Annotated in this window: 20 protein-coding genes; 13 read left to right on the top strand and 7 right to left on the bottom strand. The window is 56.4% G+C overall.

Annotated features, from left to right (window positions below):
• Window positions 1-107: 107 nt before the first annotated feature.
• From ACR0DG_RS01015 to ACR0DG_RS00995, 5 genes are all read right to left on the bottom strand, one after another.
• Window positions 108-1,421: a branched-chain amino acid ABC transporter permease gene (locus tag ACR0DG_RS01015; RefSeq protein ID WP_480693574.1), complete on the bottom strand. Its 1,314-nt coding sequence runs from the start codon at window positions 1,419-1,421 to the stop codon at window positions 108-110.
• Window positions 1,418-2,428 (bottom strand): branched-chain amino acid ABC transporter permease, encoded by a 1,011-nt coding sequence (locus ACR0DG_RS01010; protein ID WP_480693573.1) that lies wholly within the window; start codon window positions 2,426-2,428, stop codon window positions 1,418-1,420. Before ACR0DG_RS01010 ends, ACR0DG_RS01015 begins: the two co-directional genes overlap by 4 nt.
• 427 nt (window positions 2,429-2,855) lie before the next feature.
• Window positions 2,856-3,686 carry an ABC transporter ATP-binding protein gene (locus ACR0DG_RS01005; protein WP_480693572.1) on the bottom strand — a complete coding sequence of 277 codons (831 nt, stop codon included), beginning with the start codon at window positions 3,684-3,686 and terminating at the stop codon, window positions 2,856-2,858.
• Window positions 3,683-4,471 (bottom strand): ABC transporter ATP-binding protein, encoded by a 789-nt coding sequence (locus ACR0DG_RS01000; RefSeq protein WP_480693571.1) that lies wholly within the window; start codon window positions 4,469-4,471, stop codon window positions 3,683-3,685. The genes ACR0DG_RS01005 and ACR0DG_RS01000 overlap by 4 nt, the downstream gene beginning before the upstream one ends.
• 127 nt (window positions 4,472-4,598) lie before the next feature.
• Complete coding sequence (locus tag ACR0DG_RS00995; protein ID WP_480693570.1) at window positions 4,599-5,780, bottom strand: ABC transporter substrate-binding protein; 1,182 nt, start codon at window positions 5,778-5,780, stop codon at window positions 4,599-4,601.
• Window positions 5,781-5,930: 150 nt separating this feature from the next.
• Here ACR0DG_RS00995 and ACR0DG_RS00990 point away from each other — a divergent pair, with 150 nt between their 5' ends.
• On the top strand, window positions 5,931-7,028 hold the full coding sequence (locus ACR0DG_RS00990; protein WP_480693569.1) for a PQQ-dependent sugar dehydrogenase: 1,098 nt from the start codon (window positions 5,931-5,933) through the stop codon (window positions 7,026-7,028).
• Here the strand turns inward: ACR0DG_RS00990 and ACR0DG_RS00985 are convergent.
• Entirely contained in the window at window positions 7,025-8,029 is a 1,005-nt protein-coding gene (locus ACR0DG_RS00985) for a GlxA family transcriptional regulator (RefSeq protein ID WP_480693568.1), read from the bottom strand. The two genes, ACR0DG_RS00990 and ACR0DG_RS00985, sit on opposite strands and share 4 nt — an antisense overlap.
• 169 nt (window positions 8,030-8,198) lie before the next feature.
• Between ACR0DG_RS00985 and ACR0DG_RS00980 the strand changes: the two genes are divergently transcribed.
• Window positions 8,199-9,569 (top strand): class II 3-deoxy-7-phosphoheptulonate synthase, encoded by a 1,371-nt coding sequence (locus ACR0DG_RS00980; protein ID WP_480693567.1) that lies wholly within the window; start codon window positions 8,199-8,201, stop codon window positions 9,567-9,569.
• Between the two features lie 56 nt (window positions 9,570-9,625).
• Here ACR0DG_RS00980 and ACR0DG_RS00975 read toward each other — a convergent pair whose 3' ends face one another.
• Window positions 9,626-10,300: a PAS domain-containing protein gene (locus ACR0DG_RS00975; protein ID WP_480693566.1), complete on the bottom strand. Its 675-nt coding sequence runs from the start codon at window positions 10,298-10,300 to the stop codon at window positions 9,626-9,628.
• 243 nt (window positions 10,301-10,543) lie between these two features.
• On the opposite strand from ACR0DG_RS00975, the gene ACR0DG_RS00970 reads away from it, so the two are divergent.
• The 11 genes from ACR0DG_RS00970 to ACR0DG_RS00920 all read left to right on the top strand — a co-directional run bounded on the left by ACR0DG_RS00970 (window position 10,544) and on the right by ACR0DG_RS00920 (window position 21,400).
• A complete protein-coding gene (locus tag ACR0DG_RS00970; protein WP_480707018.1) occupies window positions 10,544-11,434 on the top strand; it encodes a YicC/YloC family endoribonuclease in 891 nt (296 codons plus the stop codon).
• 16 nt (window positions 11,435-11,450) lie between these two features.
• On the top strand, window positions 11,451-12,092 hold the full coding sequence (gene gmk, locus ACR0DG_RS00965) for a guanylate kinase (protein ID WP_480693564.1): 642 nt from the start codon (window positions 11,451-11,453) through the stop codon (window positions 12,090-12,092).
• Entirely contained in the window at window positions 12,089-12,610 is a 522-nt protein-coding gene (locus ACR0DG_RS00960; RefSeq protein WP_480693563.1) for a gamma carbonic anhydrase family protein, read from the top strand. Before gmk ends, ACR0DG_RS00960 begins: the two co-directional genes overlap by 4 nt.
• 21 nt (window positions 12,611-12,631) lie before the next feature.
• Window positions 12,632-13,678: an ATP-binding protein gene (locus tag ACR0DG_RS00955; protein WP_480693562.1), complete on the top strand. Its 1,047-nt coding sequence runs from the start codon at window positions 12,632-12,634 to the stop codon at window positions 13,676-13,678.
• Window positions 13,679-13,863: 185 nt separating this feature from the next.
• A complete protein-coding gene (locus ACR0DG_RS00950; protein ID WP_480693561.1) occupies window positions 13,864-14,904 on the top strand; it encodes a substrate-binding domain-containing protein in 1,041 nt (346 codons plus the stop codon).
• 83 nt (window positions 14,905-14,987) lie between these two features.
• Window positions 14,988-16,460 (top strand): phosphate ABC transporter permease subunit PstC, encoded by a 1,473-nt coding sequence (gene pstC, locus ACR0DG_RS00945; RefSeq protein WP_480693560.1) that lies wholly within the window; start codon window positions 14,988-14,990, stop codon window positions 16,458-16,460.
• Window positions 16,457-17,818, top strand: coding sequence for a phosphate ABC transporter permease PstA (gene pstA, locus ACR0DG_RS00940; RefSeq protein ID WP_480693559.1), 1,362 nt, complete (start codon window positions 16,457-16,459; stop codon window positions 17,816-17,818). The genes pstC and pstA overlap by 4 nt, the downstream gene beginning before the upstream one ends.
• A gap of 10 nt (window positions 17,819-17,828) precedes the next feature.
• Entirely contained in the window at window positions 17,829-18,626 is a 798-nt protein-coding gene (pstB, locus tag ACR0DG_RS00935) for a phosphate ABC transporter ATP-binding protein PstB (protein ID WP_170354173.1), read from the top strand.
• A 16-nt stretch (window positions 18,627-18,642) separates the two neighbouring features.
• Complete coding sequence (gene phoU / locus ACR0DG_RS00930) at window positions 18,643-19,353, top strand: phosphate signaling complex protein PhoU (protein WP_480693558.1); 711 nt, start codon at window positions 18,643-18,645, stop codon at window positions 19,351-19,353.
• Window positions 19,354-19,356: 3 nt separating this feature from the next.
• Window positions 19,357-20,046 carry a phosphate regulon transcriptional regulator PhoB gene (phoB, locus tag ACR0DG_RS00925; protein WP_480693557.1) on the top strand — a complete coding sequence of 230 codons (690 nt, stop codon included), beginning with the start codon at window positions 19,357-19,359 and terminating at the stop codon, window positions 20,044-20,046.
• 124 nt (window positions 20,047-20,170) lie between these two features.
• A complete protein-coding gene (locus ACR0DG_RS00920; protein ID WP_480693556.1) occupies window positions 20,171-21,400 on the top strand; it encodes an acyl-CoA dehydrogenase in 1,230 nt (409 codons plus the stop codon).
• Window positions 21,401-21,423: the final 23 nt, after the last annotated feature.

Here is a 21,423-nt window from a genome sequence, read left to right as displayed (position 1 = left end):
AAGGTTGGTTCAAGGACCACTGGAAACCGTCTAAACGCCCTGCGGATCTAAATCAAGAAACCGCGCCCATGATCAGGCGCGGTCTGTTTTCTTTTAGCATCTAATGCCTATTTCTCGGGAATAAGCCCGCGTGGACTGAACCTGAGCACAATCAGCAATATCAGCCCCATCGTGAACAAGCGCATATGTGCGGCGCTTTCCACCAGGTGAGTTTTCAGGGCACTTCCGTCCGTCATGCCAGAGGTGATCAGGTTCATGAGCCACAGCCCAATCGGTTCGACCTGAACCCACAGAAACCAGATCAGAAAGGCACCCAGAACGGCCCCAAAGTTGTTACCCGAGCCGCCGACGATGACCATAACCCAGACCAGAAACGTGAAGCGCAGCGGATTATATGTGCCCGGAGTCAACTGACCGTCCAGCGTGGTCATCATTGCACCTGCAATGCCACATATGGCGGATCCCAGTACAAAGATCTGCAAGTGGCGGCGGGTTACATCCTTACCCATCGCCTCAGCCGCGACTTCATTGTCACGGATCGCGCGCATCATACGGCCCCACGGGCTTTTCAACGCCATTTGCGCCATCCACAAAAGCGCAAGCAGAACGATCATGAACAACAGGGAATAGCCCAACTTAACCGACAGCGTAGACGCGATGACCGGGTCAATCCCCAGCCAGTCTGCGCGCGCGATAAAACCGGGATCCTGTTGAAGATCGACCTCATACCCAACCACCGGGGCAGGGCGTGGGATGCCGTATACATTCTTGACCCCGCGTGCCAGCCAGTCTTCGTTCTTCATAATCGCGATAATGATCTCGGCAATTCCGAGCGTCGCAATAGCAAGATAATCCGATCGTAAACCCAAAGCAGTCTTGCCAATCAACCAGGCCGCGCCCGCAGCCAGTAAACCACCTGCGGGCCAGGCCAGCAAAACCGGAAGGTTCAGCCCGCCGATATTGCCCGCGACGGCGGGGTCAATCGCCTCAATCGCGGCAACATTCGGGTCAAAGATCGCGCGGTATATGAAAAAGCCCACGATCAGAATTCCGATGATCGCAAGCGTTTGTGTCCGCCCTTTTGGCATTTTCTTGGCGATCATCACTGCCGCAACCACGGTCGCTGCCCCCAGCAGTAGCGCGAGGATGACACCGAACCCACCGCTGGACCACGCGCCGGGCGTGGGCGGGGTCGACACCAGCACAACGGCCAGCCCGCCCAGCGCGACGAACCCCATCACGCCCACGTTGAAAAGCCCCGCAAAACCCCATTGCAGGTTCACCCCAATCGACATGATCGCCGAGATCAGGCCCATGTTCAGGATCAGGATTGCCGCGTTCCAGCTCTGCGTAAAACCGGTCAAAAGGATCAGGCCTGCGACCAAAACGAAAAGCAGTGTGTTTTTGACTGGCTCGCTCATACCGCTTTCCCCTTGAACAGACCCGTGGGCTTAAACAGCAGTACAATCAGCAAGATAGCAAAACTGACGGCGAACTTGTAATCGGTGGACAGGAATTGAACCAAGCCCGAAGGCTCCAGGCTTTCCGGTGCAAGATATGTCAGCACCTTTTTCCACGCATAGGTGATGGTCACCTCAGAGAAGGCGATAATAAATCCACCTGCGATCGCACCCAGCGGATTGCCGAGCCCACCTACGATGGCCGAGGCAAAAATGGGCAACAGAAGCTGGAAGTAGACGAAGGGTTTGAAGCTTTTGTCGAGGCCGTAAAGCACGCCCGCCGTGGTTGCCAGAGCTGCCACAATAATCCACGTGATCATCACCACGCGCTCGGGATTGATACCGGACAGCAGTGCCAGATCTTCGTTATCCGAATACGCGCGCATCGATTTGCCGGTACGGGTTTTGTTCAGGAACCAGAACAGCAGCGCAACCGCTACAACGGCCACGATAACAGTGATGCCCTGCGAGGTCTTGATCGCCAGCCCCTCACGCAGCCCGGTCATCGCCTTGAAATCACGGGCCGAGATAATGAAGCGCGCTCCGTCCGAGAAGCGTTGGTCATCTGGTCCGATGATGAACCGCACGAGACCGTTCATGATGAACATCACGCCCATCGACACGATCACCAGAATAACCGGCTTGGCCTTTTGTTCGCGGTAGAATTTGTAAACCAGCCGGTCCGTGACCAGCACCAGAACGATACAGCCCAGAATAGCAAAGGGCAGGGCGAGCAGAGCGGTCGGCAGCGGCCCGAAACTGACACCCGCCGCTTGCAGTCCCCATGTGACCAGCACAGCAATCATCGCGCCAAAGGCCATCGTGTCGCCATGGGCAAAGTTCGAGAACCGCAGGATTCCATAGATCAGCGTCACCCCCAGAGCGCCCAGCGCCAACTGGCTGCCATAAGCGATTGCGGGAACAAGAACGAAGTTGGAGAGCGCTACAAAAGCGTTGAGGAAGTCCATTAGTACAGCCCATCTCCAATAGCGCTACAAATAAATTTCGTGATCCGATTAGACATGACAACACGGTCTCTACGATGAACTAGTGGGATTAAGTTCAGGCCAAATGCATCGGCGATTTCATTGTTTGGTATCACGATGGTCGAAAAATCAGGTCTAGGGTTTTCGCTAAGGTAACGTGCTGCATTGACCGGCTCTGCGAAAAACCCGAGTTTTCGACGCTCGTTCGCTTTGCCTAACAGAAAGTACGAATCTCCTTCACGGATCAGAGTAAGAGAGTAAAGAGGCACTGTTGCACGCACACAAACTTCGTTCTCGCACGCGGAATAAACAGTGCAATTTGCAGGATATCCTGTTTGATCCCAGGCGGCCCAAAGAACGGACGCTTGGAGTAACCAAAACAGCGGCACTGTGAAAAAAAAATTCATCCTCAGCCCCCCAAGAAACTCTTGCGCACTTCAGGATCTGCCAGCAGTTCTTTGCCCGTGCCGGTATAAGCGTTGCGACCCTGAACTAACACATATCCTTTGTCCGCGATCTCCAACGCCTGACGGGCGTTCTGTTCGACCATCAGGATCGGCAACCCGGTGCGAGAGACCTCGATGATCCGGTCGAACAGCTCATCCATCACGATGGGCGAGACACCGGCGGTCGGTTCGTCCAGCATCAGCACCTTCGGCTGAGTCATCAGCGCGCGGCCCACGGCGACCTGTTGGCGTTGACCGCCCGACAGCTCTCCGGCTGCTTGGTTGCGCTTGTCGCGCAGGATCGGGAAGAGGTCATAGACCTGCTCCATCGTCTCAGAAATATCGTCGCGACGGATGAAGGCACCCATCTCAAGGTTCTCTTCTACCGTCATCGAGGTAAAGATATTCGACGTCTGAGGCACAAAGCCCATCCCGCGCATCACCCGATCCTGAGGGGTCAGCGCGGTGATATCCTCACCATCCAACCGAACCGCGCCCGAGCGCACATCCAGCATTCCGAACACGGCCTTCATCGCGGTGGACTTACCCGCACCGTTGGGGCCGACGATCACAGCAATCTCACCCTTGTCGACGGCAATGGTGCAGTCGTGCAGGATGTCGGGTCCCTTGCCATACCCGCCGGTCATGGTGTCACCGATCAGGAAGGGACCGCCATCAACCTTATGCGTCTCACCGCTTTTGCGGTGGGCGGGGGTCATGGTGCCCGCGCCATGTGGGTTGGTGATCGACGCGTCTTTGTTGCCCTTGTCGTCGTGATAAGGGTTGTCGCTCATGCCCCGGCCTCCAGCTTGTCTTTGTTCTTGAGGCCGGTGCCCAGATAGGCTTCGATCACCTGCTCATTGGCTTTGATCTCGTCCAGCGTACCTTCGGCCAGCACCTTGCCCTCAGCCATACAGATGACCGGATCGCAGATCTTGCCGATGAAATCCATGTCATGCTCGATGACGACGAAGGTATAGCCGCGCTCCTTGTTCAGGCGCAGGATCGTGTCGGCGATGGTCATCAACAGGGTGCGGTTCACGCCCGCGCCGACCTCGTCCAGAAACACGATCTTGGCGTCGACCATCATGGTGCGGCCAAGTTCCAGCAGTTTCTTTTGCCCGCCCGAGACCTGACCGGCCTTGTGATCGGCCAGATGTTCGATGGTCAGGAACTCAAGCACTTCGTCAGCCTTGGCTTGAAGCGCGCGTTCTTCATCGGCGATCCGCTTGCGCCCGAACCATGTGTTCCAAAGCGATTCACCTGATTGCGCGCCCGGCACCATCATCAGGTTCTCGCGGCAGGACATTGAGGAAAACTCGTGCGCGATCTGGAAGGTGCGCAACAGGCCCTTGTGAAACAGCTCATGCGGGGGCAGGCCGGTGATATCCTCACCATCCATGAAAACCTTGCCGCTGGTCGGCGGCAACACGCCCGCGATCACGTTGAACAGAGTGGTTTTTCCGGCACCGTTCGGCCCGATCAGACCGGTGATCGAGCCCTTTTGGATTTCCAGCGATGCCCCGTCCACCGCATGAAACCCGCCGAAATGCTTGTGCACGTCTTCGACGACGATCATCTTTTCCCCTAGCCGCCGTTTTCGGCGTTCTTGTCCCACCCCCGGTGTCCGAGGTGCGGCCTTTTTTCATTGAAACAGCCCGGACACAAGGCCCGGGCTGCTTGTTTTTATGACTGTTAACGTCGGATCAACGGAAGCTGACGGTCTTGTTTTCGCCGTCGGTGACTTCGATCTCGCGATACGAGCCTGCGCTTTCACCAGGGCCGATCAGCTCAACACCCGACGCGCCGACATAGTCGATCTCTTGCCCTGCAGCCAGTAATTCCAGACCCTTGGCCAGTTCACCGGGATAGATTTTCTCACCCGGGGCGTTGGCAACGTCCATGATCTTGGCACCGTACTCGGCCGGGTTGGTCGACCCTGCGGCTTGCATCGCCAGCATGAACAGCGCAGCCGCGTCATAGCTTTCTGGTGAATAAGGCGACGAGCCGTCAAAGCCCGCGGCTTCGGCCATGGCAAAGTACTTTTCAGCACCTTCACCGCCAGAACCGGCGATCTGACCGAACGAGCCATTCAGGTCAGGGCCAACGTTTGCAGGCAGCGAGTCACCGATCATGCCGCCCGGCAGACCGAAGGTGTCAAACGCGCCGCTGTCCAGCGCGGACTGGATGATGCCCAGACCGCCTTGGTCCAGATAGCCCGCAACAACCAGAATGTCGCCACCGGCCGAAGCCAGCGCGCCCACTTCGGCCGAGTAGTCGGCTTTGCCGTCTTCGTGCGCGGCAACGATGGTCACTTCACCACCCGACGCCTCGAACGAGGATTGGATCGCGTCTGCCAGACCCTTGCCATAGTCGTTGTTGGTGTAGGTCAGAGCGATCGAGCTGATGCCGCGATCGTTCAGGATATCGGCCATCACCTGACCTTCGCGCGCATCCGACGGTGCGGTGCGGAAAAACAGGCCGTTATCTTCCATGGTCGACAGACCGGGCGAGGTAGCCGATGGCGAGATCATCACCATGCCATTCGGAATCGCGACGTTCTGAAGGATCGCGCCGGTGACGCCAGAGCAGTCGCCGCCGATAATGCCGGCAACTCCGTCGCCGATCATGCGCTCACCGTTTGAGGTCGCCAGACCGTTATCAATGCATCCCGTGTCGGCGCGTGACGCGGTCACCTTGGTGCCATCCAGAAGCTTTCCGGATTCGGTAACTTCGGCCATCGCCATTTCCGCACCCGAACCCATAGCTGGGGCGAGGGATTCAATCGGTCCGGTAAAGCCAAACAGAACGCCAAGCGTTACGTCTTCGGCCATAGCTGTGCCCGAAAGCAGAGCGGTTGCTGCAGTTGCTGTAAGCAGCTTTTTCATATGGTTACTCCCTATTGTGAACGTATTCGTTCTGGCCAAGACCCTAGGCAAGCTGTCCGGAAAAGAAAAGTCCTAACGCAAACGTGTCTTTGCGTCTGGGAATTCTATTTATCCTCATAGGCGTAGTGCGTCGTGTCAGAGGTTGAGAACATGAAATTCAGTGCATTTGCGATTCTGGTTCTTTTGCTGAGCATGGGCCTTGCTCGGGCCGAGGTGCTGGCTACTTCGCAAGGGTCGGTGCGTGTGGATGCCATGGTAACGGGGCTGGATACACCGTGGGCCGTGGGTGTGCTGCCGGACGGCGGGTTTCTGGTCACAGAGCGTGATGGCGACCTGTTGTTCGTTTCTGAAGGAAAAGCCAAAAAACTACGTGGTGTTCCAAAGGTCGCGGCGAATGGGCAAGGCGGTTTGCTGGACATCACCGTGGCAAAGGATTTTCGGATCAGCCGCGAGGTTTTCCTGACCTACTCGAAACCTCAGGGTAGTAAGGCTGGAACGGCTGTCGCTGTGGCTCGATTGTCCGATGACGGTAGTCGTCTGAATGATCTGCGCGTGTTATTCGAAGCGGTCCCGGGCGGGTCAGGTGGTCGACACTTTGGGTCGCGCGTGGTTGAAGCGGATGATGGCACGCTTTTCGTGACGATCGGCGACCGTGGGGATCGTCCGCAAGCGCAGGACAAATCAAACCATATTGGTTCGATCATCCGGATCAATCGAAATGGGTCAGTGCCGTCTGATAACCCGTTCGTCGGGCAATCGGATATTCGGCCAGAGATTTGGTCCTACGGTCATCGAAATCCGCAGGGTGCAGGTTTGGATGGCAAAGGCCAATTATGGACATCCGAGCATGGCGCGCGCGGTGGGGATGAAGTAAATCTGGTCAAGCCAGGGCGCAACTATGGGTGGCCCGTCATCTCCTATGGGAGACATTATTCGGGAAAAGCAATCGGAGAGGGAAGCTTTAAACCGGGCATGGAACAACCCCAATACTATTGGGATCCTTCGATAGCGCCTTCTGGTTTGATGGTTTATTCCGGCAAGCTCTGGCCGCGTTGGGCGGGTGATATCTTTGTGGGTTCCCTCAAGTTTGACTATATCGCCCGTCTTGAGGGTTCTCCTCTGACCGAAGTCGAACAGATCGAAGGCCCCGAGACAGAGCGCGTTCGTGATATCGTCGAAGCTCCCGATGGTTCGATCTGGTTCGTTTCAGTTGGGCAGGGCGCGGTTTACCGCATGACCCCTAACTAGACCGACAACCGCCCGCTCTGGGCCCCACGCTCACGGTATGGGGTCGTGTTGTAGTGGGCGCGGTAGCATTTTGAGAAATGCGAGGGGCTGGCGAAACCGCAGGCAAGCGCCACGTTGATGACACTCATATCCGTTTGCATCAGAAGGTTGCGTGCCTTGTGCAGCCGAAGTTCCATGTAATAGCGCTTGGGTGACCGGCTAAGATAGCGGCGGAACAACCGTTCCAGTTGGCGTGTGGACATGCCCACATCCTTGGCCAAAATCGAGGGCGAGATCGGCTCTTCGATGTTCTTTTCCATCATCATGATGACCTGACTCAGCTTCGGGTGGCGCACGCCAATACGGGTCGGTGTCGACAACCGCTGAGTGTCCTGGTCAGTGCGGATCGACGAGTAGATCATCTGGTCGGCCACGGCATTCGCCAGATCTTCACCATAGTCATCCGCAATGAGCTTGAGCATCAGGTCAATCGAAGAGGTTCCCCCGGCGGTGGTCATCCGGTTGCCGTCAATCTGGAATACTGATTTTGTCAGTTCGACCTCATCGAACTCTTCGATGAAACTGTCTGCGTTTTCCCAGTGGATTGTGGCGCGCTTGCCATCCAGCAATCCGGCTTTGGCAAGGGAGTAGGCCGCGGTGCACAAACCACCGATACGTAACCCGCGCCGCGCTTCGCGGCGCACCCAGTTGAGAACTTTCTTTGTGGTTGCCGTTTGAACATCGACACCACCACAGATCATGATCACATCATCGCGCTGCAGTTCCGCCAGATCAGTGTCCAGCTTGAACTCAGTTCCGGCCGAGCATTTCACTGTTTCGCCGCCTTCGCCCGCAACAGTCCAGGAATAAAGCTCTCTATCCGCCATGCGGTTTGCAATGCGCAGGCTGTCTAACGCTGAGGCAAACGAGAGTAATGAGAACTTGTCCAACAGTACAAACACGAAATTCCGCGGGTTGGCCGCAGTGTCTTCCACCGTGACAACTTGGCGTTGCTCTTGCATGGCGAGGGTTCCTTGATTCGGCGCCCGGCGGCTGTAGGCCCAGCGACAGATTTGGCAGCCACCATGATCAAAGCTTGTTTACGACGTCAAGGGGCGCAAATCGGATATGGTCACTCTTCGCTGCATTTTGTATAGAGACGACCTGAATACTTCAGCGGAGATCAAAGCTATGACCGAATGGCAAAAAACGAACTGGCGCAACAAGCCCCGGGTTCAGATGCCAGATTATACCGACGCGGCCGCACTGGCCAAGGTCGAGGCCCAGCTTTCACAGTATCCCCCGCTGGTCTTTGCAGGTGAGGCGCGGCGTCTGAAACAGCATCTGGGTGCCGCCGGCCGTGGCGAAGCTTTCCTGTTACAGGGCGGGGATTGTGCTGAAAGCTTTGAACAATTCAGCGCGGATGCGATCCGTGACACGTTCAAGGTAATGCTGCAGATGGCTATGGTCCTGACCTATGGCGCCAAGGTACCGGTCGTCAAAGTCGGTCGTATGGCGGGTCAATTTGCCAAGCCGCGCAGCGCGCCGACCGAGGTGGTCGATGGTGTTGAGCTGCCTAGCTACCGCGGCGACATTATCAACGAACTGGCGTTCACACCCGAAGCGCGCATTCCGAATCCGGCGAAGATGCTGCAAGCGTATACGCAGGCGGCGGCAACCCTGAACCTGCTGCGGGCCTTCTCGACTGGTGGTTTCGCGGATATGAGCCGCGTGCACTCGTGGACCCTGGGCTTCACGGATGAGCAGGACGTTCAGAAATACTCCGAGATCGCGGACCGCATTCAGGACACGATCGACTTTATGGATGCGGCCGGAATCACAGCCGACACCACGCACGAGTTCTCGACCGTCGAATTCTACACCAGCCACGAAGGGCTGTTGCTGGAATACGAAGAGGCACTGACCCGTCTGGACTCGACCTCGGGCAACTGGCTTGCAGGCTCTGGTCACATGATCTGGATCGGCGACCGCACCCGTCAGCCCGACGGTGCACATGTCGAGTTCTGCCGTGGTGTTCAAAACCCGATCGGTTTGAAATGTGGCCCGACCACTACCGCCGAAGACCTCAAGGTTCTGATGTCCAAGTTGAACCCCGAAAACGAAGAAGGGCGCTTGACCCTAATCGCCCGGTTCGGTGCAGGTAAAGCGGGTGAGCATCTGCCACGTCTGATCAAAGCCGTCAAAGAAGAGGGTGCCACTGTAACTTGGGTCTGTGATCCGATGCACGGCAACACGATCAAATCGGCGACGGGTTACAAGACACGTCCGTTCGACTCGGTCCTGCACGAAGTGCGGGACTTCTTTGGCGTGCATCAGGCCGAAGGCACTGTACCCGGCGGCGTGCACTTTGAGATGACAGGTTTGGATGTCACCGAATGCACTGGTGGTATTCGTGCGGTGACCGAAGAAGATCTTTCTGACCGCTACCATACAGCGTGTGATCCTCGCCTGAATGCGTCGCAGTCGCTGGAACTGGCGTTCCTGGTTGCAGAGGAGCTGACGAACCTGCGTCGCGATCGCTCCAAACGCGCCGTCAGCTAAGGCTAATAGTAACCATGAAAGGCGGGTCGCATGGCCCGCCTTTTTCATTTTGGCTATCATTCATCGCGCGAGACAACCAACCGCAGGTGCGAGCCCGCGTGCTTGAAATCTGTGGGGTCTTCCGCAAAACCAGCCGACGCGTGTTTTTGTGCGGGTTGAGGTGTCTGAATGTCTGAGACTTTTCTCAGCGAGTGGTCTTTGACTTCAAAACGTCTGGGAGTCGCGCCGACAGCACCGTCGCTGATCATCACTCCGAGTACACGGCTGATGTCGCCCAGATCGCTTTTCAGCGGCAGCAAGATCATGCGCCCCTCTAGACGCGTGCGGCCAAGTTTTCCGTGCGACTCAAGCTTCAATTCAGCAACTGCAGGTGACGCAAACACCTGTTCTAAAACATTCGTAACGGAAGCTCTGGCGTTAGCTTCGAAAAAGGCGGTCAGTGGCATGCCGCGAACTTCCATACCGGCCAGTTTGTTCAGGTGGCTTCCGGCTAGCCGAAAACGCGCAAGTCCAGGAGCGATGCGCTCCAGGATAAAGGTATATTCCAGAATGCTTTCCAGCCCACGCGGATCGATTTGCGACCGCATCGGAACGCTGTTGCCGGTTAGTAACGCTGTCCAATAGGCCTCGGCCTGTCGGATGGGCGACAGGCTGCGACCACTGTCAAATCGGTCCATAGCGACGATCTTTCCAAAGCTTGACCCGGATCCATTCCCGAAAAAGGATTTCATTTCATTACCCTAGCAACGTTTGACCACGATTTTCCTAAAATGCCAGATACCGGGGGCACCCCAAGGAGACCAGCGCTGACAACAGCCAAATTGACACGGGTTTATTCAATTTTGGATGAATTCTTTAATGAATGGTTAACTTGAGCGCTGAATAGACAAACTCAGCTAACTCTTGCCCTGTACGCAGCAATACCATTAGGTGCGCTCAGAACGTGAAGACACGCAGCGACGGAAAGGGCCCGCATGATCAGATCCATGACCGCATTCGCATCTGGGAAAGGTGAGCTTGGGCCACATAACTGGACGTGGGAGCTGCGCAGTGTGAATGGCAAAGGGCTGGACCTGCGACTGCGCATGCCGGACTGGCTTACGGGTCTCGAGGCCGCTTTGCGTGCGACGTTATCTAAGTCCCTACATCGTGGAAACGTAACGCTGTCGCTACGGCTCAGCAGGGACGAATCTGTACCGGATATCGTTCTGAACGAGGCGGCCATGACGGCCGTACTCACTGCATTGTCACGCGCACAAGAGATGGCAACCGAGCAGAACGTAACGCTGGCTCCATCTTCCGCAGCCGATCTTCTATCGCTCAAGGGTATGATCGACGGTGGCAGTGACGTGGATGATCCCGCACCCTTGGTCGAGCAGTTGAAAACCGAATTTTCGGACGTTCTGGCCGACTTTATCAGCATGCGCGAAAGCGAGGGTCAGGCTCTGGCCGCGATTCTGGGTGGTCAGCTGGAAGAGGTCGCCGAATTGACCGGGCGCGCCGCAGAGCTGGCCGAACTGCGCAAAGATAAAATGACCGAAACGCTGAAAGAAAATCTTGCGCGGGTGCTGGACAATGCACAGGGGGTTGAACCTGATCGTCTGGCACAGGAACTCGCGCTGATCGCCGTCAAATCGGACGTTACAGAAGAAATCGACCGGTTGAAGGCGCATGTCGCTGCAGCACACGACCTGCTGCAACAGGATGCTGCGGTCGGACGCAAGCTGGATTTCCTGATGCAGGAATTCAATCGAGAGGCAAATACACTTTGCTCCAAGGCGCAAAGCGCAGATCTGACCGCAGTTGGGCTTGAGTTGAAGGCCGTAATAGACCAGATGCGCGAGCAAGTGCAGAACGTGGAATAAAGACAGGAGCGCCCAAATGGCGGATCGACGCGGCCTACTTATCATTTTGTCTTCACCGTCGGGGGCAGGGAAGTCGACCCTGGCCAAGCGGTTGATGAAATGGGATACCGATCTGGAGTTCTCGGTCTCGGCCACAACGCGTGCCCCTCGTACCGGTGAAGAACACGGTCGTGAGTACTTCTTCCTGAGCGAGGATGAATTCCGCCAGCAAGTGGCCGAAGGGCAAATGCTTGAGCACGCGCATGTCTTTGGCAACTTCTATGGCTCACCTGCAGGCCCTGTGCGTCAGTCGATCAATGGCGGCAAAGACGTTCTGTTTGACGTGGACTGGCAGGGTGAGGTGCAGATACGGAATTCGGACCTTGGTAAACATGCGCTGTCCATTTTCATCCTGCCGCCTTCGATCCCTGAGCTGCGTCGCCGGTTGGAAAGCCGCGGTCAGGACAGCGAAGACGTGATCGCCAAACGTATGATGAAAAGCTGGGATGAGATCAGTCACTGGGGGTACTACGACTATGTGCTGATCAACGATGATCTTGATGCAACCGAGGAAAAGCTGAAAACCATCGTCAGCGCCGAAAGAATGCGACGCATTCAACAGCCCAAGTTGCAAAACCACGTTCGCACCCTGCAAAGCGAATTCGAGGGACAATCATGACCATATACGCATTAGGTGACCTCACGCCGCAACTCCACGCTGATACTTGGGTTGCGCCGGATGCCAATCTGATTGGGAAGGTTGTTCTGGACGAGGGGGCCTCGGTCTGGTTTTGCAGCACGCTTCGGGCCGATCACGAAGAGATTCGCGTAGGCGAAGGGTCGAACGTACAGGAAAACTGCGTGATGCATGTTGATCCCGGGTACCCTTTGACCATCGGGAAAAACTGCACGATTGGCCACAAGGTCATGCTGCACGGTTGTACGATCGGCGAAAACTCGTTGATCGGGATGGGCGCCATTGTCTTGAACGGTGCAAAGATCGGCAAGAATTGCTTGATCGGAGCGGGTGCGTTGATCACCGAAGGAAAGGAAATCCCAGATAATTCGCTAGTGATGGGATCACCGGGCAAGGTCGTGCGGCAGCTTGATGAAGCATCGGCAAAAAAGCTGACGCTGAGCGCGCAACACTACCAGAACAATATGCGTAGGTTCCGGGAAAATCTGAAACCTGTCTGAAGTCCTCGGAAAGAAAGAAAAATGCCAGAAGCGCAGCTTAGCGAGATCGTCTCGGCCATTCCCTTGCCATCATTACTGGTGGACCAGACCGAAAGGATAATTGCAGCGAACACCGACGCCAAAACACTGCTGGGTCAAAACATAGAAACCCGGCATTTTGCGACAATCCTTCGACAGCCCCAAGTTATTGAGGCGATGGAACAGAGCCTTCGCACCAAAGGCCCGGCCAAGACCCGGCACCTATCTAACGATGGCGCGCAGGACACCACTTTTGAAGTTGAATTTCGTTATATGAATGGTGTCGGGGCCGTCTCTGGTGGGGCGGTGCTGGCCGTTTTCCAGGATGTCACACATCTGGAGCAGGCGGGACAGATGAGGCGTGACTTTGTGGCCAATGTCAGCCACGAGCTTAGGACGCCTTTGACCGCTCTGATGGGCTTTATCGAGACATTGCGTGGTCCGGCCCGTGATGACAGTGCTGCGCGCGACAGGTTCCTTCAGATCATGACAGATGAAGCCAGCCGTATGAATCGGCTGGTCGATGACCTGCTGTCGCTGAACCGCGTCGAAAGCGAAGAGCGCGTGCGCCCGAAACAGCAGGTCCAGCTTACCGGTTTGTTGCGGTCAACGATCCTGAGTCTTCGGCCTCTGGCTGAAAGTGCCGGTGTGGAACTTGGTTTAAATGAGGGGCAGGAGCCGATTTCGATTGCCGGGGACAGCGATCAGTTGCGGCAGGTTTTCACCAATCTGATCGAAAACGGGATTAAGTACGGCAGCAAGGGCGGACGCGTCGATGTCAGCATCTTCGCCTCTGATCGGGATACGGCGATGCGCGGGCCAGCGGTACGTGTTCAGGTCGCCGACAATGGCCCTGGAATCGATGCTGTTCACCTGCCGCGTCTGACAGAGCGATTCTACCGAGCCGACAGTCACAGGTCGCGACAATTGGGCGGAACAGGTCTTGGACTGGCAATTGTAAAACACATCGTAAATCGCCACCGAGGGCGCCTGCGGGTTGAAAGTGATTTGGGTAAAGGTTCTGTTTTTACAGTCATTTTGCCGATGTGAATGGCCTTTTAGGTCGCCCATGAGGTAGTGGGCCGCGACAAAACATCCCGCGATTTTCATGTGAACAAATTCGGTTGTCATAAAACCGTTACAAACCTGTCACAAAAGGCTTACGCGCGGCTCTTAGGGGTGCGGCAAGATCATCATGGGGGTGATCATTATCCATCTTTCTCAAGGAGACTGAGATGTCCTTTGTAAAACTGTCGGCTTCGGCTCTGACTATCGCTGCCGTTTCGGCTACTGCTGCTGCTGCGCGCGACCAGGTACAGGTTGCTGGTTCTTCGACTGTTCTGCCTTACGCTTCGATCGTAGCGGAAGCCTTCGGTGAAAACTTTGATTTCCCGACACCGGTTGTTGAATCGGGTGGTTCTTCGGCTGGCCTGAAGCGTTTCTGTGAAGGTGTTGGCGAAAACACCATCGACGTTGCAAACGCATCGCGCGCCATCCGCGAAAAAGAAATCAAAGCATGTGCCGAAAACGGCGTAACCGACATCATCGAAGTTCAGATCGGTTATGACGGCATCGTTTTCGCATCCGACATCAACGGCAACTCGTTCGAGTTCACGCCGGAAGACTGGTACAAAGCGCTGGCCGCGAAAATCGTCGTAGACGGCGAGGTTGTCGACAACCCCAACAAGACCTGGGCCGACGTGAACCCGGACTTCCCGGCGCAGCCGATCGCAACCTTCATCCCGGGCACCAAGCACGGCACCCGTGAAGTGTTCGAAGACAAGGTTATCCTGGCAGGGTGTGAGCACCTGGGCGATTTCGAAGTCTTCAAAGCAGCAGCCGGCGACGACAAGAAAGCCGCTGAAAAGCAGTGCATCGCGATCCGCACCGACGGCGTTTCGGTCGACATCGACGGCGACTACACTGAAACTCTGGCCCGTATCGACAGCAACAAAGACGGCATTGGCGTCTTTGGTCTGGCGTTCTATGAGAACAACACCGACAAGCTGCAGGTTGCGACCATGTCCGGTATCGTTCCGTCGACCGAGTCGATCGCAACCGGCGAATATCCGGTCTCGCGTCCGCTGTTCTTCTACGTCAAGAAAGCCCACATCGGCGTGATCCCCGGCCTGAAAGAATATGCTGAGTTCTTCGTCGCAGACGAGATCGCTGGCCCCGATGGCCCGTTGGCCGAGTACGGTCTGGTTTCGGACCCTGAGCTGGTAAAAGTTCAGGAAGCAGTTGCGAACGAAACCGTTCTGGGCGGCGGTTCCTAATACCCCTTGCTTATGGAACCGGGGCGGTCTAAGCGCGCCCCGGTTCTTTTTGACTCTGCCACTGCCATCCCAATGGGGCTAAAATGTCGTTATCTTGGCTGCTGCTCATCCTGCTTGCTCTGGCAGTGATTGGTTTTTTCACAGGACGTTCGCGGGCCTTGGCTACCGCTGGCGGTGATGCGCGCGACTTGCATTCTTTGCCATCCTACTACGGGTACAATGTTGCCTTGACCGCGATAGTGCCCGCTTTGGGGCTATTGATCGTTTGGTTGTTGGCCCAGCCTTTGGTCATAAACAACACGATCTCGGGCATGATTCCGGACACGGTCATCGCCGAGGGCTCTGATCGTGGATTGGTGCTGAGCGAAGTACGCCGTGTTGCAGACGGGTTGGACGGAGCCGTCGGCCTGGGTGCAATAAGCGAGGCTCAGGCAAGGAACGTTGACGCAGATATTGAAACGATTACCCAGCAACTAAAAGATGCAGGGCAGGTCCTCACACAGGACATAACCAAACCCATCCTGAACGCGGCGCAGAAATATCGCAGCATGACCGCAACGGGAACGGTTGCGATGCAGGTGATTGTGCTTTTTGTAGCGCTTCTGGGTGGTGCCTTCTCGTACATACGTACTCATAAAGAGTTTCGTGCGCGCAATGTGGTTGAGCAGGGCGTTCTGGCGTTGCTGCTTCTGGCGGCCTCAATCGCCATTCTGACCACGGTCGGCATTGTTCTTTCGATGTTCTTCGAAACGCTCAATTTCTTTAAGCTGCACGACTGGAAAGACTTTTTCTTTGGCAGCACATGGGCCCCGAACTTTCGCGGTGGCAGTGAGCTATCTATTTTGCCGCTCTTGTGGGGCACGCTGTATATCTCGCTGATCGCGCTGTTGGTTGCGGTGCCGATCGGTCTTTTCGCGGCAATCTACTTGTCGGAATACGCGTCGGGAGCAGTACGCTCTGCAGCCAAACCTTTGCTTGAGATCCTGGCGGGGATTCCCACCATCGTCTACGGCTTGTTTGCTTTGCTGACAGTCGGCCCTGCGCTTGTTTCCCTGTTCGGGGACGGCGGAGCGCTTGGGGTTGGATGGATGGCCAGTTCCAATGCCGTGCTCACGGCCGGTCTGGTAATGGGCATCATGTTGATCCCGTTTGTGTCGTCGCTGTCGGACGACATCATCAACGCGGTACCGCAATCGATGCGCGATGGCTCTTTGGGTCTTGGCGCGACCAAATCAGAAACCGTGCGTCAGGTGGTTCTGCCCGCCGCGCTGCCGGGGATCGTTGGTGCGATCTTGCTGGCTGCCAGCCGTGCCATCGGTGAGACGATGATCGTTGTGATGGCCGCTGGTGCTATTGCCAAATTCTCGGGCAACCCGTTTGAGGCGATGACCACGATCACCACGCGGATCGTCAGCCAGTTGACCGGCGATACCGACTTTGCCAGCGCGGAAACACTGGTGGCCTTTGCACTGGGTCTGACCCTGTTCATCATCACACTGGGGCTGAATATCTTTGCCCTCTACATCGTACGCAAATACCGGGAGCAGTACGAATGACCGACATTTCCCAAACACCCGCCGCTGCTCCGGCTGCAAAGCCCAAGGGCGGTTCGCTGTTCGAGCAGGACACGCGCACCAAACGTCGCAACGCTGCCGAAACCCGGTTCAAAATGTACGGTATCGCGGCCATCGCGCTTGGCTTGTTGATGCTGATTGTTCTGGTCACCAACATTGTGACCGCCGGGACCGGTGCCTTCCAGCAGAGCTTTCTTGAGCTGAATGTCGAGCTGAAGGAAGACAAGCTGGACAAGAACGGCAACCGCAATATCGATGAGATCAAGAAGGTCTCGACCTTTGGCTATGCGCCACTGATCGCCTCGGCGATTGAGGCCGAAGTGCAAGAGCTGGGCATCCAGACAGACCTTAGCCCAAAGGAAATGGGCGGTATCCTGTCCAAGGCTGCTCAGGCCGAGTTGCGGAACTTTGTCATCGCTAATCCCGATGAGATCGGCAAAACCGTCAGCTTCCGCTTTTTGGTCAACAGCCGCGTTGATGGCTACATGAAGGGCCGCGTCACACGCGACTCCATCGCCAATGACAAAAGCATCACGGTCGCTCAGCTGGATTTCGTCGATCAACTGCGGGATGCGGGCGTTCTGTACAAGGCGTTCAACCCGGATTTCATCTTAGGCTCGGACGCGTCCGACCAACGGCCCGAGGCTGCGGGGATCGGTGTCTCGATGCTGGGGTCGCTGTTCATGATGTTCGTGGTGCTGGCGCTGGCGCTGCCGATTGGGGTTGCCGCCTCGATCTATCTTGAGGAATTTGCGCCGCAGAACCGGCTGACAGATATCATCGAGGTTAACATCTCGAACCTGGCCGCTGTGCCGTCGATTGTGTTCGGTATTCTGGGTTTGGCCGTGTTCATCAACTACATGCACCTGCCAACCTCAGCCCCGCTGGTGGGTGGTCTGGTGCTGACGCTGATGACACTGCCGACGATCATCATCTCGACGCGCGCGTCTCTGAAAGCCGTGCCGCCTTCGATCCGGGACGCGGCTTTGGGGGTAGGGGCCTCGAAAATGCAGGCGGTGTTCCACCATGTTCTGCCGCTGGCCGCACCCGGCATCCTGACTGGTACGATCATCGGTCTGGCGCAAGCGCTTGGCGAAACCGCGCCGCTGCTGCTGATCGGGATGGTGGGCTTTATCGCCTCGAACCCGCCGGACGGTCTGGTGGCGGGCTTCCTGTCTCCGAACTCGGCTATGCCAGCGCAGATCTACGAATGGTCCAAACGCGCCGACCCGGCCTTTTACGAACGCGCATGGGGGGGCATCATCATCCTGTTGATCTTCCTTGTGACAATGAACACCATCGCGGTCATCCTGCGCCGCCGCTTTGAACGCCGCTGGTAAGGGGCTTATTATGAACGACATGACACGAGTGGAGAGAGCCGTGGACTCCAAAGCCATTAAAATCGCCGCGAACAAGGTTCAGGTCTATTACGGCGACACTCACGCCATCAAGGACGTGGATGTTCAGATCGAAGACAAGACCGTGACCGCCTTTATCGGTCCGTCGGGCTGCGGCAAGTCCACGTTCCTGCGTTGTCTGAACCGGATGAACGACACGATCGACATCTGCCGGGTCGAGGGCGATATCCTGTTGGATGGCGAGGATATCTATGACAAGCGCGTCGACCCGGTGCAGCTGCGCGCCAAGGTGGGCATGGTGTTTCAGAAACCCAACCCGTTCCCCAAATCGATCTATGACAACGTGGCCTATGGCCCGCGAATCCACGGCCTTGCCAAGAACAAGGCGGAACTGGATGAGATCGTTGAGAAATCCCTGCGCCGCGGCGCGATTTGGGATGAGGTCAAGGATCGTCTGGACGCCCCTGGAACCGGCCTGTCCGGCGGTCAGCAGCAGCGCCTATGTATCGCCCGCGCCGTCGCGACCGAGCCCGAGGTTCTGTTGATGGACGAGCCATGCTCGGCCTTGGACCCAATTGCAACCGCGCAGGTCGAAGAACTGATCGACGAACTGCGCTCGCGCTATTCGGTGGTGATCGTGACCCACTCGATGCAGCAGGCCGCGCGGGTTAGCCAAAAGACGGCGTTCTTCCACCTGGGCAACCTTGTCGAGTTTGGCGAGACGGGGCAAATCTTCACCAACCCCGAAGATCCCCGCACCGAAAGCTACATCACCGGCCGGATCGGCTGAGTACAGGTATTTGAGCATGACCGAACAACATATTGCATCCGCTTTCGACCGCGACCTCGAAGCAATTCAGGCCCACATCATGAAGATGGGCGGCCTGGTCGAAGCGGCCATCATGAGCGCGGCCAGGTCCCTGGAAACCCGCGACGAGGAACTGGCCCAGCAGGTCCGTCAGGGCGACAAAGCCATCGACGCGTTGGAAGAGCTGATCGATGAGGAAACCGCGCGCTTGATCGCGCTGCGCGCGCCCACCGCCAGCGATTTGCGTCTGGTTCTGTCAGTGCTGAAAGTGGCCGGCAACCTTGAACGTATTGGCGATTATTCAAAAAACATCGCAAAACGAACCACTGTTCTTGTCAATGCAGGCGAGATCAACGGCAGCGCATCAGCTCTTCGCCGCATGGCACGCGAGGTTGAGGTGATGCTGCGTGATGCGCTGGATGCCTATATTCAGCGAGACGCCGAATTGGCCACCGATGTCATCAACCGTGACGAAGAAGTGGACCAGATGTATAACGGTCTGTTCCGCGAATTCCTGACCTTCATGGCTGAGGATCCGCGTAACATTTCCTCGTGTATGCATCTGCATTTCATCGCCAAGAATATCGAGCGTATGGGCGACCACGTGACCGCTATTGCCGAGCAGGTCGTGTATCTGGTGACCGGCGAGCGTCCGCCAGAGGCGCGCCCGAAGGCCGATATAACATCGCACACCCCGCAGGAGGTCTGATTGATGTCTGCTGATCAGCCAACAGTTCTGGTCGTTGAAGACGAACCGGCGCAACGCGAAGTGCTTGCCTATAACCTCGAGGCCGAAGGGTTTCGCGTTTCCAAAGCTGCCAGCGGTGACGAGGCGATGCTACTGGTTGACGAAGAGCATCCGGACATTGTCGTGCTGGATTGGATGATGCCGAACCTGAGCGGCATTGAGGTATGCCGCCGCCTAAAATCCCGACCCGACACCCGGTCCATCCCAATCATCATGCTGTCGGCCCGCACAGAAGAGGTCGACAAGGTACGTGGATTGGAAACGGGTGCGGATGACTATGTTGTAAAACCCTATTCGATCGTTGAGTTGATGGCGCGTGTCCGGACTCAGCTACGCCGCGTACGCCCAGCAACAGTAGGAATACGCCTGGAGTTCGATGACATCATTCTGGACTCTGAGACACATAAGGTCAGCCGTGATAGCAAACCGTTGAAACTGGGCCCAACCGAGTTTCGCCTGTTAAGCACATTCATGGAAAAGCCGGGTCGTGTCTGGAGCCGTGAACAGTTGCTTGACCGGGTTTGGGGGCGTGACATCTATGTGGATACGCGCACTGTAGACGTCCACATTGGGCGTTTGCGCAAGGCGCTGACACAGCATGGTGGCGAAGATCCGGTGCGGACAGTTCGGGGTGCCGGATACGCATTGGGCTGACAAACGGGGCAGGGGCATCGCACGAACTTATGAGTTTTGCTCATGGGTAGATGCGAAACTCTGACTGTTTTTTGCCGCGTCACTGGGTTAGCTTGCGCTCAAGTTGATGACCCGGAGAACTGCCATGAACGCTCATGATACAAAACCCGCCTTGCGTGCCAAGGATGCGCCTGATCTGGGGCAGTTCACGTGGGACGATCCGTTCCGCTTGTCGGACCAACTGACCGAAGACGAGCGTATGATTGCAGCGTCCGCACAAGCTTATGCGCAAGAAAAGCTGCAACCACGCGTGACCGAAGCATTCCAGAAGGAAGAAACCGATCCGGAAATCTTCCGTGAAATGGGCGAAATGGGCCTTTTGGGCACCACGATCCCAGAGGAATACGGCGGGCTAGGCGGCGGCTACGTGTCATACGGCCTCGTTGCACGCGAGGTTGAGCGTGTCGACTCTGGGTATCGCTCGATGATGTCGGTTCAAAGCTCGTTGGTTATGTACCCGATTTATGCCTATGGCAGCGAAGAACAGCGCCAAAAGTATCTGCCAAAACTTGCCAGCGGAGAATGGATTGGCTGCTTTGGCTTGACCGAGGCTGACGCGGGTTCCGACCCAGCTGGGATGAAAACACGGGCTGAGAAAATCGACGGTGGCTACCGCTTGACGGGCAGCAAGATGTGGATTTCCAACGCACCAATTGCGGATGTCTTTGTTGTTTGGGCAAAGTCCGACGCGCATGGTGGCACGATACGTGGGTTTGTGCTGGAAAAAGGCCTCAAAGGTCTGAGTGCGCCAAAGATACAAAACAAATTGAGTCTTCGCGCCTCAATCACCGGTGAAATTGTTCTGGACGGAGTCGAAGTCGACGAGAGCGCATTGCTGCCGCACGTTCAGGGTTTGAAGGGACCCTTTGGATGTCTAAACCGCGCGCGCTACGGCATTAGCTGGGGTGTGATGGGTGCAGCCGAATGCTGCTGGCATGCGGCACGTCAATATGGGCTGGACCGAAAGCAGTTTGATAAGCCGCTGGCTCAAACTCAGTTGTTCCAACGCAAGTTGGCGGACATGCAAACCGAAATCGCGTTGGGTTTGCAGGCAAGTTTGCAGGTTGGTCGCTTGATGGATGATGCGAAAGCCGCGCCAGAGATGATCTCGATCGTCAAAAGAAACAACTGCGGGAAAGCGCTGGATATCGCAAGGATGTCACGCGACATGCATGGTGGGAACGGGATCTCACTTGAGTTTCAGGTGATCCGGCACATGGTGAATTTAGAGACTGTAAACACGTATGAAGGCACGCATGATGTCCACGCATTGATCCTAGGACGAGCGCAGACGGGGCTACAGGCGTTTTATTAGGTAAAACGTATAATCGGTATTAT

The organism is Ruegeria sp. BG8 (genome assembly GCF_056538325.1).
The sequence above is the reverse complement of the archived record's forward strand: the minus strand, read 5'-3'. Positions and strand labels throughout refer to the sequence as shown.

Bases quoted from the DNA above. Each gene is read 5' to 3' on its own strand.
- ACR0DG_RS01015 (WP_480693574.1), bottom strand. From the start codon at position 1,421: ATGAGCGAGCCAGTCAAAAACACACTGCTTTTCGTTTTGGTCGCAGGC.
- ACR0DG_RS01010 (WP_480693573.1), bottom strand. From the start codon at position 2,428: ATGGACTTCCTCAACGCTTTTGTAGCGCTCTCCAACTTCGTTCTTGTT.
- ACR0DG_RS01005 (WP_480693572.1), bottom strand. From the start codon at position 3,686: ATGAGCGACAACCCTTATCACGACGACAAGGGCAACAAAGACGCGTCG.
- ACR0DG_RS01000 (WP_480693571.1), bottom strand. From the start codon at position 4,471: ATGATCGTCGTCGAAGACGTGCACAAGCATTTCGGCGGGTTTCATGCG.
- ACR0DG_RS00995 (WP_480693570.1), bottom strand. From the start codon at position 5,780: ATGAAAAAGCTGCTTACAGCAACTGCAGCAACCGCTCTGCTTTCGGGC.
- ACR0DG_RS00990 (WP_480693569.1), top strand. From the start codon at position 5,931: ATGAAATTCAGTGCATTTGCGATTCTGGTTCTTTTGCTGAGCATGGGC.
- ACR0DG_RS00985 (WP_480693568.1), bottom strand. From the start codon at position 8,029: ATGCAAGAGCAACGCCAAGTTGTCACGGTGGAAGACACTGCGGCCAAC.
- ACR0DG_RS00980 (WP_480693567.1), top strand. From the start codon at position 8,199: ATGACCGAATGGCAAAAAACGAACTGGCGCAACAAGCCCCGGGTTCAG.
- ACR0DG_RS00975 (WP_480693566.1), bottom strand. From the start codon at position 10,300: ATGAAATCCTTTTTCGGGAATGGATCCGGGTCAAGCTTTGGAAAGATC.
- ACR0DG_RS00970 (WP_480707018.1), top strand. From the start codon at position 10,544: ATGATCAGATCCATGACCGCATTCGCATCTGGGAAAGGTGAGCTTGGG.
- gmk (WP_480693564.1), top strand. From the start codon at position 11,451: ATGGCGGATCGACGCGGCCTACTTATCATTTTGTCTTCACCGTCGGGG.
- ACR0DG_RS00960 (WP_480693563.1), top strand. From the start codon at position 12,089: ATGACCATATACGCATTAGGTGACCTCACGCCGCAACTCCACGCTGAT.
- ACR0DG_RS00955 (WP_480693562.1), top strand. From the start codon at position 12,632: ATGCCAGAAGCGCAGCTTAGCGAGATCGTCTCGGCCATTCCCTTGCCA.
- ACR0DG_RS00950 (WP_480693561.1), top strand. From the start codon at position 13,864: ATGTCCTTTGTAAAACTGTCGGCTTCGGCTCTGACTATCGCTGCCGTT.
- pstC (WP_480693560.1), top strand. From the start codon at position 14,988: ATGTCGTTATCTTGGCTGCTGCTCATCCTGCTTGCTCTGGCAGTGATT.
- pstA (WP_480693559.1), top strand. From the start codon at position 16,457: ATGACCGACATTTCCCAAACACCCGCCGCTGCTCCGGCTGCAAAGCCC.
- pstB (WP_170354173.1), top strand. From the start codon at position 17,829: ATGAACGACATGACACGAGTGGAGAGAGCCGTGGACTCCAAAGCCATT.
- phoU (WP_480693558.1), top strand. From the start codon at position 18,643: ATGACCGAACAACATATTGCATCCGCTTTCGACCGCGACCTCGAAGCA.
- phoB (WP_480693557.1), top strand. From the start codon at position 19,357: ATGTCTGCTGATCAGCCAACAGTTCTGGTCGTTGAAGACGAACCGGCG.
- ACR0DG_RS00920 (WP_480693556.1), top strand. From the start codon at position 20,171: ATGAACGCTCATGATACAAAACCCGCCTTGCGTGCCAAGGATGCGCCT.